The sequence below is a fragment of the Paracoccus sp. SCN 68-21 genome, assembly GCF_001724535.1.
Lineage (GTDB): Bacteria > Pseudomonadota > Alphaproteobacteria > Rhodobacterales > Rhodobacteraceae > Paracoccus > Paracoccus hibiscisoli.
In genome coordinates, this window is record NZ_MEES01000069.1 from 18132 (window position 1) to 32219 (window position 14088).

Annotated in this window: 15 protein-coding genes; 14 read left to right on the forward strand and 1 reads right to left on the reverse strand. The window is 69.3% G+C overall.

What is annotated here, in order from left to right:
* Positions 1–3: 3 nt before the first annotated feature.
* The 4 genes from ABS73_RS15450 (at position 4) to ABS73_RS15465 (ending at position 2920) form a co-directional block, all read left to right on the forward strand.
* Positions 4–294, forward strand: coding sequence for an MrpF/PhaF family protein (locus ABS73_RS15450; protein WP_136857526.1), 291 nt, complete (start codon positions 4–6; stop codon positions 292–294).
* The gene (mnhG, locus tag ABS73_RS15455; RefSeq protein WP_136857525.1) at positions 291–650 is read left to right on the forward strand and encodes a monovalent cation/H(+) antiporter subunit G; all 360 of its coding nucleotides are present in this window, start codon (positions 291–293) and stop codon (positions 648–650) included. Before ABS73_RS15450 ends, mnhG begins: the two co-directional genes overlap by 4 nt.
* A gap of 113 nt (positions 651–763) precedes the next feature.
* On the forward strand, positions 764–1933 hold the full coding sequence (rnd, locus tag ABS73_RS15460; RefSeq protein ID WP_277024080.1) for a ribonuclease D: 1170 nt from the start codon (positions 764–766) through the stop codon (positions 1931–1933).
* A gap of 3 nt (positions 1934–1936) precedes the next feature.
* Complete coding sequence (locus ABS73_RS15465; RefSeq protein WP_277024061.1) at positions 1937–2920, forward strand: GNAT family N-acetyltransferase; 984 nt, start codon at positions 1937–1939, stop codon at positions 2918–2920.
* Here the strand turns inward: ABS73_RS15465 and ABS73_RS15470 are convergent.
* Positions 2913–3695 (reverse strand): PAS domain-containing protein, encoded by a 783-nt coding sequence (locus ABS73_RS15470; RefSeq protein ID WP_277024062.1) that lies wholly within the window; start codon positions 3693–3695, stop codon positions 2913–2915. The two genes, ABS73_RS15465 and ABS73_RS15470, sit on opposite strands and share 8 nt — an antisense overlap.
* A gap of 211 nt (positions 3696–3906) precedes the next feature.
* Between ABS73_RS15470 and gmk the strand changes: the two genes are divergently transcribed.
* The 10 genes from gmk to ABS73_RS15520 all read left to right on the forward strand — a co-directional run bounded on the left by gmk (position 3907) and on the right by ABS73_RS15520 (position 13786).
* Positions 3907–4536, forward strand: coding sequence for a guanylate kinase (gmk, locus tag ABS73_RS15475; protein ID WP_211243720.1), 630 nt, complete (start codon positions 3907–3909; stop codon positions 4534–4536).
* On the forward strand, positions 4536–5015 hold the full coding sequence (locus ABS73_RS15480; RefSeq protein ID WP_277024064.1) for a gamma carbonic anhydrase family protein: 480 nt from the start codon (positions 4536–4538) through the stop codon (positions 5013–5015). Before gmk ends, ABS73_RS15480 begins: the two co-directional genes overlap by 1 nt.
* On the forward strand, positions 5016–6131 hold the full coding sequence (locus ABS73_RS15485; RefSeq protein WP_277024067.1) for a sensor histidine kinase: 1116 nt from the start codon (positions 5016–5018) through the stop codon (positions 6129–6131). It begins immediately after the preceding gene.
* Positions 6132–6252: 121 nt separating this feature from the next.
* Positions 6253–7002 carry a ribose-5-phosphate isomerase RpiA gene (gene rpiA, locus ABS73_RS15490; RefSeq protein ID WP_277024068.1) on the forward strand — a complete coding sequence of 250 codons (750 nt, stop codon included), beginning with the start codon at positions 6253–6255 and terminating at the stop codon, positions 7000–7002.
* 1 nt (position 7003) lies between these two features.
* Positions 7004–8383 carry a glutathione-disulfide reductase gene (gene gorA, locus ABS73_RS15495; RefSeq protein WP_277024070.1) on the forward strand — a complete coding sequence of 460 codons (1380 nt, stop codon included), beginning with the start codon at positions 7004–7006 and terminating at the stop codon, positions 8381–8383.
* A gap of 115 nt (positions 8384–8498) precedes the next feature.
* Positions 8499–9776: an FtsH protease activity modulator HflK gene (hflK, locus tag ABS73_RS15500; protein WP_277024072.1), complete on the forward strand. Its 1278-nt coding sequence runs from the start codon at positions 8499–8501 to the stop codon at positions 9774–9776.
* Entirely contained in the window at positions 9776–11047 is a 1272-nt protein-coding gene (gene hflC / locus ABS73_RS15505; RefSeq protein WP_277024074.1) for a protease modulator HflC, read from the forward strand. Before hflK ends, hflC begins: the two co-directional genes overlap by 1 nt.
* Positions 11048–11386: 339 nt before the next feature.
* Positions 11387–12796, forward strand: a complete 1410-nt coding sequence (locus tag ABS73_RS15510; protein WP_277024083.1) for a DegQ family serine endoprotease — start codon at positions 11387–11389, stop codon at positions 12794–12796.
* 75 nt (positions 12797–12871) lie between these two features.
* Entirely contained in the window at positions 12872–13195 is a 324-nt protein-coding gene (locus ABS73_RS15515) for a 2Fe-2S iron-sulfur cluster-binding protein (protein WP_277024076.1), read from the forward strand.
* A 159-nt stretch (positions 13196–13354) separates the two neighbouring features.
* Positions 13355–13786 (forward strand): DUF2141 domain-containing protein, encoded by a 432-nt coding sequence (locus ABS73_RS15520; protein ID WP_277024078.1) that lies wholly within the window; start codon positions 13355–13357, stop codon positions 13784–13786.
* Positions 13787–14088 lie beyond the last annotated feature (302 nt).

Consider the following 14088-nt stretch of genomic DNA (forward strand, 5'->3'; position numbering starts at 1 on the left):
ACCATGACAATCTTGGATTACGCAATTCTGTTCGGTTTCGCCCTGGTCATCCTGGGCGTGACCTTCGCGGCCATCCGGCTGGTACGCGGGCCCACGCTGGCCGACCGGATCGTGGCGCTGGACGTGATGACGGTGCAGCTGGTCTCGTTCGGGGGACTGGCGGCGCTGCAATCGCGCAGCGCGGGCTTTCTGGACGTGGCGGTCGTTCTGGCGCTGGTCGGCTTTCTGGCGACCGTTTGCCTGGCCCGCTATTTGGAACGCCGCATCTTGCTCAAGGCGGAGGAGCTGACATGATCGGAGAGCTTGTCGTATCGTTTTTCGTCATCTCCGGCGGGATCTTTGCGGTGGCGGCGGGCCTGGGCGTGCTGCGCCTGCCGGACCTTCTGACGCGGATGCATGCCTCGACCAAGGCGGGCACCTTGGGTTCGGGGCTGATCCTGGTCGCCGTGGCCATCGCCTTTGCCGAAGGCACGGTGATCGCGCGGGCGGTTGCCGCGATCCTGTTCCTGCTGCTGACCGCGCCTGTCGCGGCGCATCTGATCGGCCGCGCGGCGTTCCGGACCGGGGTGCCCATGGTCGACCGCACCGTCTGCGAGGATGGCGTGGCCGAGGCCCTGCGCAAGCGCCCGCCCGAGCAGCCGCCCGAATGACCGGACAGCCCCGGCGCCGGGCGTCGGGGCTTTTCATCACGGGCGCGTGGGCGTATTGCTGGGCCGGGGGGCGGACGAACCGCCCGAGCTGAAAGAGCCGCATGAGCCAGGACATTCCGACCATCACCCGTACCGAAGACCTTGCCCGTTTCTGCGAGGCCGCCAAATCCCACCCCTACGTCACGATCGACACCGAATTCCTGCGGGAACGGACCTATTGGTCCAAGCTGTGCCTGATCCAGCTGGCCGTGCCGCCCGCATCGACGGCCAAGACCCCCGGGGGCGAGGCCGTGCTGGTCGACCCCATGGCCGAGGGGCTGTCGCTGGAGCCGCTTTATGACCTGTTCCGCCACGAGGCGACGGTCAAGGTGTTCCACGCCGCGCGGCAGGATCTTGAAATCTTTTTCCACGACGCGCAGATCTTTCCGACGCCTTTGTTCGACACCCAGGTCGCGGCCATGGTCTGCGGGTTCGGCGAACAGGTCGGATACGAGACGCTGGTGCGCAAGATCGCGCGCGCCGATCTGGACAAGTCGTCGCGCTTTACCGACTGGTCGCGTCGGCCGCTGTCGGATGCGCAGGCGGCCTATGCGCTGGCCGATGTGACCCATCTGCGGGTGATCTATGAATTCCTGGCGGCCGAGCTGAAAAAGACCGGTCGCGACGCCTGGCTGGCCGAGGAGCTGTCGGTCCTGACCGACCCCGAGACCTATATCACCCGCCCCGAAGAGGCCTGGATGAAGGTGCGCACCCGCACCAATTCGCCGCGCTTTCTGGCCATCCTGCGCGAGCTGGCGCGGTTCCGCGAAGCCTATGCCCAGGAACGCGACATCCCCCGGTCGCGCGTCTACAAGGACGATGCGATGATCGAGCTGGCCTCGACCAAGCCGCTGAACGAGGCCGATCTGGGCAAGTCGCGCCTGCTCTTGCGCGAGGCGCGGCGGGGCGACATCGCCAACGGCATCCTGGCCGCGGTCAAGGCGGGCATGGAATCCAAGGACCTGCCCCAGCCCAAGGGTGAGGAGCCGGGCAAGCCCGGCAACGCCGCCCTGTCGGATCTGTTGCGCGTGCTGCTCAAGGCCAAGGCCGATGCGGCGGGCGTTGCGCCCAAGCTGATCGCCTCGTCCTCCGAACTGGACGCCATCGCCACCGGCAGCCGCGATCTGCCCGCGCTGCAGGGCTGGCGGGCCGAGGTCTTTGGCCAGGACGCCCTGCGCCTGGCCGCCGGAGAGATCGCGCTGTCGGCCAAGGGCGGCGCGGTCAAGGTCGTTCCGGTCGGCTAGGCGATGCACCCCCCGGTCACCCTGACGCGCCCCTGGCCCGAGGATGCCGACGACATCGCGGCGGCCATGGCCGATTGGGACGTCGTGCGCTGGCTGACCACGCTGCCCTGGCCCTATGGCGCGGATGATGCCCGCGATTTCGTGGCCGGGGCGGGTCTGGACGAACATGCCGTGCGGCAGGGGGACCGGCTGGTCGGCATGGTCCAGGCGGGCCGCGTCTTTGGCATCTGGATCACGCCGGACCGGCAGGGGCAGGGCATCGGTCGCCGCGCCGGGGTGCTGGCCCTGTCGCGGCTGTTCCTGTCGGGCGCAGCCGAGGTTCAGGCGCATTGTCTGGTCGGCAACGACCGCTCGGCCCGGCTGCTGGATTGGCTGGGGTTTCGTCCCTGCGGGCGGGTGACGCTGTCGTCGCGGCCCTTGGCGCGGGACGTGCAGGCCGACCGCCTGACCCTGGACCGCGCCGGGTTCGAGGCCCGCCACGCCATCGCCCTGACGACACCGCGCCTGCGCATCGATGCGGTCACGCCCGCGGACCTGCCCGCGCTGCACCGGATCGTCACCCGACCTGCGGTCGCGCGGATGCTGCTGCGCTATCACCCCGCGATGACGGTGGATGAGGCTGCGCCGCTGCTGCTGCAATCGGCGCTGGTGCCGCCGCTGCGCCTGGCGGTTCGGCACGGGGGGCAGGTCATCGGATCGGTCAGTCTGATCGAGGGCACGCCGCCCCACCTGACGTATTTTCTGGACCCCGATCACGCGGGCCAGGGTCTGGGACAGGAGATGGTGTCCGCTGTCTTTGACGAGGTCGTGGCGCGCCTGGCCCCGTCCGAAATCGTGGCCGAAGTGTTTCTGGACAACCCGGCATCGCGCAAGATCCTGAAGAACCTGGGGTTCCGGCGCGACGAAGATGCCTTGATCACATCGCGCGGCCGCGACGCGTCGGCTCAGGCCGCGCGGTATCGCTGGCGGGCAGGTCTGCTCAGCTAGAGCGGTCGCGATCGTCCGTGACGGGCTGGATCACGCGGAACAGGGCGCGCCGTTCCTCGGGCGTCTCGGCCTGAGGGAAACCGCGCAGCGGGGGCGGCGGTGTCGGGGTGCGCGGCTCGTTCCGTTTGGCGAAATCGGCCATGCCCTCGGCGAAACCGATGGTCGAGGGGGACGGCGCCAATGTCGTGCCGCCGTCGATGATGGGGATCACCTCGTCATCGACCAGATCGAACCGGCGGGGCGGAATGCCGGTATCGCCCTCTGCCACAAAGCAGCCCAGGGCGCGCGTCACATCACCCAGATCCGACCGCAGCGGCAGCAGCAGCATCTGGCCCGCCAGTTGCGGACGGGCATAATCCGACCGGCCATGCAGCGTCAGCCGCGCGATCTGGGGCGCCTTGAACACGCTTTCCAGCACGTCCGAGAACCGCCCGCGAGAGGTCGTATTCAGAAAGGCGCAGATCGGCATGCCGCGCACCTCCATCCCCATCAGGTCGATCAGGTGCCGGCCCGCCAGACGCAGACGACCGGCCCCCGGTGCGATCCGCTCCAGGATGAAGGCATAGTCCAGCGTGCGGGCGATGCCGCGCGGATCGACATCCGAACGGGCGGGAATGGCGCGCCCCTTGCGGATGCTGTTCCAGTATTCGCGCATCTCTCTCAGGACGCGGTCGGGCTGACAGGTGTCGTAATCCTGCAGCCGCACGACCCGGCCGGGGCCATCCTGCGGGGATTGACCCGGTTTGATCTCTGATCCGTCTTCCCGGTCCGACACGATCAACCCTTCACTAAACCCCGGCGCTGCCGGTCACTGTTCGCAACGCCACCATAACGCCATCGGATGCCACGCGCCGAGTCATATTATGAACGAATGGTTAAGATGCCCTGGTTCGGGCAGGGGCGCGGCCCCCTTGACCCCCGCGCCCGACCGGGGCATCCCGATGCGCAACGGCAACGCAGCAGACGCGAGGGAACACGTGGCCATGATCGACCGCACCGGCCTGATGGTCATCCTGTCATCGCCTTCGGGGGCGGGAAAATCGACCCTGGCGCGACGGCTGATGGAGTGGGATGCGGGCCTGCGCTTTTCGGTGTCGGCCACCACGCGCGCGCCGCGCCCCGGAGAGGTGGACGGCGTCGATTACCATTTCACCTCGCGCGCGGGGTTCGAGCAGATGGTCGCGGACGGGCAGATGCTGGAACATGCCGAGGTGTTCGGCAACCTTTACGGCAGCCCGCGCGGCCCGGTCGAACAGGCGATGCTGGCCGGGCGCGACACGTTGTTCGACGTGGACTGGCAGGGGGGACAGCAGATCCGCGCCTCGGCCCTGGGGCGTCATGTCGTGTCGATCTTTGTTCTGCCCCCCTCACTGCCCGAGCTGGAACGGCGGTTGCGCGGGCGGGGGCAGGACAGCGATGCGGTCATCGCCGGCCGCATGGAAAAAAGCCGATCCGAGATCAGCCACTGGGCCGAATACGATTACGTCCTGGTCAATGACGACCTGGACGAGACCGAGGCCCGGATGCGCGCCATCCTGACCGCCGAACGCCTGCGCCGCGACCGACAGTCGGGCCTGGGCGGTTTCGTGCGCGCCCTGATGGCCGAGGAGGCGTGATGATCTGGGCGCTGGACGGGATCGAGCCGCAGATCGACCCCGATGCCTGGGTGGCACCGGATGCGCAGGTGATGGGCCGGGTGACGCTGGCTGCGGGCGCGTCCGTGTGGTTCGGCGCCGTTCTGCGCGGCGATACCGAGATGATCACGGTCGGGCCGGGCAGCAACGTCCAGGACCTGTGCTGCCTGCATACCGATCCGGGCCATCCGCTGATGATCGGGACCGATTGCACCATCGGGCATCGCGCGATCCTGCATGGCTGCCGGATCGAGGACGGGGCGCTGGTGGGAATGGGCGCGACCATCCTGAACGGCGCGGTGATCGGGGCGGGGGCGCTGGTCATGGGCGCGCCGGGCCGGGTCGTGCGGATGCTGGACGCCGATGCGGTGGCGGGGCTGCGCGCCTCGGCCGCGCGTTATCGGGCCAATGCGGCGCGGTTTCGGGCCGGGCTGCGGCCCGTCAGCGGGGCGGGGGCCTAGATGGCCGGTCCGGTCGCGGGGGCCATGCGGCGGGTGGCCGGTCTGCTTGACGGCGTGCCGGTGCCGATGCTGGCGGTCGATCGCGATGCCCGCGTGATCGCGGCCAATGCGCTGGCGCTGGCGCTGTTCGGCCCGGATCTGGAGGGGCGGCCCTTTGTCACCGTGCTGCGCCACCCGGCGGTCGTGCAGGCGGTGGATTGGGTGCTGGACCCCGAGGGCACGCCCGCGCCGGTCGCTGACCCGGCGTTGCCCGCGCCTGCGGGGGTGATCACGCTGCGCGCGCCCTGCACCGCCGATGGCCGCGAGATCCTGGCCGAGGTGACCGTCGCCCCTCTGCCCAGCCTGTTCGGGCGCGGCGCGACCATCGCCGTGCAGGACCGCAGCGTGGCCGAGGAGGCCGAGCAGATGCGCCGCGATTTCGTGGCCAATGTCAGCCACGAGCTGAAGACCCCCCTGACCGCCATGACCGGCTTTATCGAGACGCTGCGCGGTCCCGCCCGCGACGATGTGCGCGCCCGCGACCGGTTCCTGGACATCATGGAGCGCGAGGCGGGCCGCATGAACCGCCTGATCAGCGAGCTGCTGTCGCTGAGCCGGGTTCAGGCCGAGGAACGCTCGCGCCCTTCGGGGCTGGTCGATCTGCCGGGGCTGCTGCGGGGCATCCTGGCGATGCTGGCCCCGCGCGCCGAGGCTGCGGGCGTCGAGGTCGTGACCGAGGGGCTGGACCGTGCCCTGCGGGTGCCGGGCGATGGCGACCAGCTGACGCAGGTGTTCCAGAACCTCATCGAGAACGCGCTGAAATACGGCGCCTCGGGCGGGGTCATGCGGGTCACGTTGGCGCGCATCGCGCATGAGCCGCTGTTGCGCGGCCCGGCCTGGGCGGTCACCGTCGAGGATCGCGGCGACGGCATCGAGGAACAGCACCTGCCCCGCCTGACCGAGCGGTTCTATCGTGTCGACACGCATCGCGCCCGCGCGCAGGGCGGCACCGGGCTGGGCCTGGCGATCGTCAAGCATATCGTGAACCGCCATCGGGGCCGCCTGCGCATCGAAAGCCGCGTGGGCGAGGGCAGCCGGTTCACCGTGATCCTGCCCGAGGGGCTGGCGCGCGGCTGAGGGCCCCGTGTCGCCCGAAAACCCGGGCAAAGCGGTCGTGGCAATGCGGCTGCCCCCTCGCCCTTCGGGTGCGGGTGCCCTATAAGCGGGCCCAAGCGGGTTTTTGCGAAGGAATGTCGTCATGGCGCTTACACAGGCCGATCCGGCCAAGCTGGCCGCCGCGCGGGCCGCGGTGGCCCTGGTCGAGGACGGGATGAGGCTGGGTCTGGGCACCGGCTCGACCGCCAGCGTGATGGTGCGGGTGCTGGCCGAGCGGGTCGCGGCCGAGGGCCTGTCGCTGCGCTGCGCCGCCACGTCGAAGGCCACCGCCGATCTGGCCCACAGCCTGGGTCTGGCGGTCGAGAGCCTGGACGATATCGGCTGGCTGGACATGACCATCGACGGCGCCGATGAGGTCGACCCGCATCTGCACCTGATCAAGGGCGGCGGGGCCGCGCATCTGCGCGAAAAGGTCGTGGCCGCCGCCAGCGACCGCATGGTCGTGATCGCCGATCCCGGCAAGGTGGTCGAGGTGCTGGGCGCCTTTCCCCTGCCGGTCGAGGTGCTGGAATTCGGCTTTGAGACGACGCGCAAGCTGATCCGCCGCGCCCTGGAGGCGCTTGAGCTGGGCGATCATGACGTGCTGCAGCGCCTGCGCGGCAGCGACGCTGTGGTGACCGATGAGGGCAACCTGATCCTGGACCTGCATCTGGGCGCGATCCCCGATCCGGTGGCGCTGGCGCGCGCGCTGTCGGGCATTCCCGGCGTGGTCGAGCATGGCCTGTTCCTGGGCATGTGCGACCTGGCCATCATCGGCCGCGAGGATGGCAGCGTGGTCGAGCTGGCGCGCGACGACATCGACGCCGACATGCTGGCGCAAGAGGGGGAATGACGTGAGCTTCGATTACGATCTGTTCGTCATCGGCGGGGGTTCGGGCGGCGTGCGCGCGGCCCGGATCGCGGCGGGCGAACATGGCGCCAAGGTCGGCCTGGCCGAGGAAAGCCGCATGGGCGGCACCTGCGTCATCCGGGGCTGCGTGCCGAAAAAGCTGATGATCTTTGCCTCTCAGGCCGGGCTGATGGCGCAGGAGATGCGCGGATACGGCTGGTGCGACGCGCAGGCGGGTGCGTTCGATTTGGAGGTGTTCCGCGAAAAGCTGGATGCCGAGCTGTCGCGGCTGGAGGTGATCTATCGCGCCGGGCTGACCCGCGCGGGCGTCGAGATCCACGACCAGCGCGCCACCCTGGACGGCCATCACCAGGTGCGCCTGGCCGATGGCACGACCCGCACCGCGCGCCACATCCTGATCGCCACCGGCGGCAGGCCCGCGCCCATCGGCATCCCCGGAGAGGAGCTGGCGATGATTTCGGACGACCTGTTCCTGATGGACCGGCTGCCGGGGCGGATCCTGCTGGTCGGCGGCGGCTTTGTCGCCTGCGAATTCGCGACCATCCTGGCGGGGCTGGGCGTGGAGACGGTGCAGGCCTATCGCGGCGACGCGGTGCTGCGCGGGTTCGACCGCGAGGCGCGCGACCTGGCCACCCTGCAGCTGAGCGCGGTGGGGGTGGACCTGCGCCTTGGCCTGACGCCTGCCGCGTTGGAGCGGGATGGCGATGGCATCCGCGTGCGGTTTGACGACGGCACGGATGAGCGGTTCGACGCGGTGCTGATGGCGACCGGGCGCGACCCCTATACCCGCGGGCTGGGGCTGGAGACGACCGAGGTCCGCACCAGACGCAACGGCGCGATCGAGGTCGACGAATGGTCGCAGACCTGCGTGCCGTCGATCTTTGCGGTGGGCGACGTGACCGACCGTGTGAACCTGACCCCGGTCGCGATCCGCGAGGGGCATGCCTTTGCCGATACCGTGTTCGGCGCGCGGCCCCGGACGGTCGATCACTCCATCGTCGCCAGCGCGGTCTATCTGCGCCCCCACGAGGTCGCCTCGGTCGGTCTGACCGAGGAGGAGGCCCATGCGCGGGGCGCGGTCGACGTCTATGCCACCACGTTCCGCCCGATGCGGTCGATGTTCGCGGGCAGCGACGCCAAGGTCATGATGAAGCTGCTGGTCGACCCGGCCGATGACCGGGTGCTGGGCTGCCACATCTTCGGCCCCGAGGCCGGGGAGATGATCCAGCTGGCGGCCATCCCCATCGGCATGGGCGCGACCAAGGCTCAGTTCGACGCCACCATCGCCGTCCACCCGACGGCGGCCGAGGAACTGGTGACGATGCGCCATCCCACGCGCCGTCTGGCGGCGGTCACGGGATGACAACACCGTGGGCGCGGCCTTGGGTCGCGGCCAGGGGCGGGTCGCAGGGTTGACATTTCGGCCCCGCGCCCCAGTTTTCAAGTAACGGAAATTCTTACGAAAGAAGGTCTATCGGATGGCAAATCAGGGCCCCTGGGGCGGAGGCGGCGGCGGCAATGGCGGTCGTGATGACGGGGATCGTGACAAGAAGCCTGCAGGTCGTCCCTGGGGTGAACAGCCGCCGCCGGGCGGCCCGCGCCGTCCGGGACCGGCAGGCGACCCGCAGCGCCCCGAGATCGAGGACCTGATGAAAAAGGGTCAGGAACGCCTGCGCGTCCTGATGGGCGGTCGCGGCACCGGCGGGGGAACCGGCGGCGGCGGCAATGGCCCGCGCAGCCCGATGGGCCCGAATTTCGGGCTGAACCGCTCGACCCTGGTGATCGCCGGCCTGGCCGCGGTGGGCCTGTGGGCCTTTGCCAGCTTCTACCGGGTGCAGACCAACGAACAGTCGGTCGAGTTCCTGTTCGGCCGCGCCATCGCCGTGGGGACCGAGGGTCTGAACTTTGCCCCCTGGCCGGTCGTGACTGCCGAGGTCGTGCCCGTCACCAACGAACGCGTCACCGAGATCGGCACCGGTCAGGCCGGGCCGATGGATACCGGCCTGATGCTGACCCGCGACCAGAACATCGTGAACATGGAATATCAGGTCGTCTGGAACATCCGCGACCCGCAGGCCTTCCTGTTCAACCTGGCGGACCCGGCGGATACCATCCGCGCCGTGTCCGAGGCCGCGATGCGCGACATCATCGCCCGCAGCGAGCTGGCCCCGATCCTGAACCGCGATCGCGGCGTCATCGCCAGCGACCTGCGCACCGCCGTCCAGACCACGCTGGACAGCTATCAGTCGGGCATCAACGTCATCCGCGTCAACCTGGACCGCGCCGATCCGCCCGATGAGGTCATCGACTCGTTCCGCGAGGTGCAGGCCGCCCAGCAGGAGCGTGACCGTCTGCAGAACGAGGCCGACGCCTATGCCAACCGCGAACTGGCCGCCGCACGCGGTCAGGCCGCCCAGATCCTGGAACAGGCCGAGGGTTACCGCGCCGAGGCGGTCAACACCGCAGCCGGTGAGGCCGCGCGCTTCAACTCGATCTATGAGGAATACGTGAACGCGCCCGACGTGACCCGTCGCCGGATGTATCTGGAAACGATGGAGCAGGTGCTGGGCGACGTGAACAAGATCATCATCGGCGAGGGCATCGGCGGTGGCGAGGGCGGATCGGGCGTCGTGCCCTATCTGCCGCTGGACCAGCTGCGCGGCAACACGGGCAACGCGGCCCAGGCTCGGGCCGCGCCCGCGGCCGGGCAGGCCCCCGCCCAGCCCACCACCACCACCACCGGAGGGACGAACTGATGGCCGCGCGCACCAATATCCTGACCGCTCTGGCTTTGCCCGCGCTGGTCGTCGTGGCCGTGGTCGCCGGATCGTCGCTGTTCATCGTGGACGAGCGCGAAAAGGCGCTGGTCCTGCGGATCGGTCGGGTCGTGAACGTCCAGGAGACGCCGGGCCTGAACTTCAAGCTGCCCTTCATCGACAATGTCGTCAAATATGACGGGCGCATCCTGGGCCTGCCGACCAGCCCGCTGGAGGTCACCCCGCTGGATGACCGCCGCCTGGTGGTCGACGCCTTTGCCCGCTGGCGGATCACCGATCCGGTCCGCTTCCGTCAGGCCGTCGGCGTCCAGGGCATCCAGGCCGCCGAGATGCGGCTGGAGCCGATCGTCGTCGATGCCATCCGGGGCGTTCTGGGTACCGTGCCTTCGACCTCGGTGCTGTCGGATGACCGGACCAGCCTGATGAACCAGATCCGCGACGAGGCGCGCGCCAATTCGGCGGGCCTGGGGATCGAGATCATCGACGTGCGCCTGACCCGCACCGACCTGCCCGAGCAGAACCTGAACGCGACCTATGCGCGGATGCGGGCCGAACGGAACCGCGAGGCCGCCGACGAGGTCGCCCGCGGTAACGAGGCCGCGCAGCGCGTGCGGGCCGCAGCCGACCGGACCGTGGTCGAGCTGACCTCCGAGGCGCGCCGCCGCTCCGAGATCATCCGAGGCGAGGCCGATGCGCAGCGCAACGCGATCTATGCGGACGCCTATGGGCGCGACCCCGAGTTCTTCTCGTTCACGCGGTCGCTGACCTCGTATCAGCGGGCGCTGCGCGGTGAGAATAGCTCGATGGTGCTGCAGCCGGACAGCGAGTTCTTTACCTACCTGTCCAGCGACGGCGCGGCGAATGCCAATCCGGCCGCGACCCCGGTTCCGCCGGGCAATGCGGCTGAACGCCTGGGGCTGACGCTGAGCGACGTGAACAGCGATGCCGAGACGCTGGTCACGCCCGACGTGATCGACAGCGACGGCAACCGCATCGGCGAATCGGCCGGCGTGCAGCTGACGCCCGTCCCCGAGAGCCTGGCGGCACCCCCGCAGGAGCCTTCGGAGGTGGTGCTGCCTGAGGCGCAGATCACCCCCGCGCCCGATGCCGGTCAGGAGGCGCCCGCGGAAACCGCCCCCGCCGAGCCCGCACCCGCAGAGCCGGCACCCGCGGAACCGGCCCCTGCCGAGCCTGCCCCGGCAGAGCCCGCACCGGCGGATGCGCCTGTCGAACCGGCCCCGGCCAACTGATCTGATAGACGGGCGGGGGGCAACCTCCGCCCGTTTTCGCAACAAAAGTCACGATCAGTTCACAACCCGAGAGCGTGATTTATTTGCCACGCGCCCTTAGATAGCAGTCATATCCGTCACGGCAGATCGGGCCGCATCCGCACCCCTGCCATCGAGAGATGAGGACATCGCATGAAACCGCTTTTCCCCCGGCACATCCTGACCGCATCGGCCCTGGCGCTGGTCGTCGGGCTTGGGCAGGCCGGCGCACAGCAGGTGGTCGATCCCGCCAATGACGATCTGCCCCCCGAGGTCAGCCAGCAGGCGCAGGACGCCGCCGACGCCAACCAGCCCCTGGGGATGGAGGCCAACGGCGCCCCGCCCTCGCAGGTGATGCCGGGCAGCTTTGCCGACCTGGCCGAGCAGGTGTCGCCTGCGGTCGTGAACATCACCACCACCTCGGTCGTGTCGCAGCCCACCGGCGGGCCGTCATTCCCCGAAGGCAGCCCGTTTTCCGACCTGTTCCGCGAATTCGGCTTTCCGGGCATGCCGGGCGGCCCCGAGGGCATGCCCCAACAGCGCCGTCCGCAGCGGTCGAACGCGCTTGGGTCGGGCTTTGTGATCTCGGCGGACGGGTTCATCGTGACGAACAACCATGTCATCGACGGTGCCGACCAGATCGAGGTCGAGTTCTATTCCGGCCAGCGCCTGCCCGCGACCGTGGTCGGCACCGACCCCAACACCGACGTGGCCCTGCTGAAGGTCGAGAGCGACGAGGCCATCCCCTTCGTGCGGTTCGGCGACAGCGACTCGGCCCGCGTGGGCGATTGGGTCCTGGCCTTGGGCAACCCTTTGGGGCAGGGATTCTCGGCCAGCTCGGGGATCGTGTCGGCGCGCAACCGCGAGCTGTCGGGCACCTATGACGACTATCTGCAGACCGACGCGGCGATCAACCGCGGCAATTCGGGCGGCCCGCTGTTCAACCTGCAGGGCGAGGTGATCGGCGTGAACACCGCCATCCTGTCACCCAATGGCGGCTCGATCGGCATCGGCTTCTCGATGGCGTCGAACGTGGTGTCGCAGGTCGTGGCGCAGCTGCAGGAGTTCGGAGAGACCCGGCGCGGCTGGCTGGGCGTGATGATCCAGGACGTGACGCCGGAGATGGCCGAGGCGATGGGTCTGGACGTCACCGGCGGCGCGATGATCACCGACGTCCCTGAGGGGCCGGCGCGTGATGCGGGCCTGCTGACCGGCGACGTGATCACCGCCTTCGCGGGGACCGAGGTCGCCGATACCCGCGCCCTGGTCCGCCGCGTGGCCGAGGCGCCTGCCGGAGAGACCGCCCAGATCGTCGTCATGCGCGAGGGCGACGAACTGACGCTGGACGTGACCTTGGGCCGCCGTGAGACCGCGCAGGGTGGCGGCACCCCCGAGACGCCCGACGACGAGCCGTCGGAAAGCGATGTCCTGGGCATGTCCGTGACCGTCCTGACCCCCGAGATGGCGACCGAACTGGGCGCGCCGCGCGATGCGCGGGGCCTGGTCATCACCGGCGTCGACCCCGAGGGTCCGGCCGCCGAAAAAGGTCTGGCCGCCGGTGACATCATCACCGATGTGAACCAGCAGACCGTCGCGACCCTGTCGGACCTGACCGACCGCATCGAAGAGGCCCGCGAGGCCGGTCGCCGGTCGGTCCTGATGCTGATCCGGCGCGGCGGAGAGCCTTTGTTCGTGGCCCTGCCGCTGACGGATGAGGCCCCCGCCGAATGAGGCGGGCGGGGGCGGCCCCTTTTCAAACCGCCCCCGATCGCCTAATTGCACGGGAACACAAGGGAACAAGCGATCATGGCGAAGATTACCTATATCGAACATAACGGCATCCGCCACGAGGTCGAGGTCCGCCCCGGCATGACAGTGATGGAGGGCGCGCGCGACAACGGCATTCCGGGCATCGACGCCGACTGCGGCGGCGCCTGTGCCTGTTCGACCTGCCATGTCTATGTCGATCCGGCCTGGGCGGACAAGCTGCCCGCCCGCGATCCGATGGAGCAGGACATGCTGGATTTCGCCTACAAGCCCGATCCCGAACGGTCGCGCCTGACCTGCCAGATCAAGGTTACCGAGGCGCTGGACGGCCTGGTCGTGCAGATGCCCGAACGCCAGATCTGATCCGACGCCTACGCACCCCGGACGGCCGCGCCCCCTGCGCGGCCGTTTCGCGTTGCGGCCTCAAACGATGGTGATCCCACGGCGCATCCGGGGCGGTTGCCCGCCGCGGGCAATCGTGATGGTGTTGCGCACGTTGGACAGCATGCATGGAGAAACGGGATGCGGCACCTGATCTGCACCGCGGTCATCGCCACGGCGGGCCTGTCGGGAGCGGCACTGGCGACGCCCGCCGCCTTTGTCGAGGTCATAGTGACGGGCCTGTCCACCGACGAGGGTGTTCTGGCCTGCACGCTCCATGACAACGCGCAGGGTTTTCCCGCCGCTCCGGGCGTCGCGCATGTCCGCATCGCGCCGCAGGGCGGGCAGGGGATCTGCCGGTTCGACGGCCTGCCGCCCGGGCGCTACGCCGTGGCCGTGCTGCATGACGAGAACGCGAATGGCCGTCTGGACACGAACGCGCTTGGCATCCCGCAGGAGCGGTGGGGCATCTCGGTCGGAAAGGCGCCACGCTGGCGCGCGCCCCGTTTCGATGAGGCCGCGTTCGATCTGGGCACCACCTCGCTGCGGACGGGCATCGACCTGAACCCGTGACCGCACGGGGCAAACGGTACCCTGCGCGGATCGCCCGCGTTGCCGTGAAATTTCCGGCGGTGATGGCTCGCGGGACCGTATCCGCCTCACCTTTCGTCTTCCCTATGGCTATGTCCTGCATCAGGGAAAGCCCTTCGGGAGCTGTCCCAAGGGCATCGGCCAAGCACCTGTGCAATATACGCCATGCCCGATCCGCCAGATCGTGGGCCGTGTCCCAAGGCTTGGTGTAGGAGACCGCGGGCGGAGCCCTTGGCGTAGCGCAGCGCGCGGCCGGTGGTGAGGCTGGCGGCCACCGTCGATCT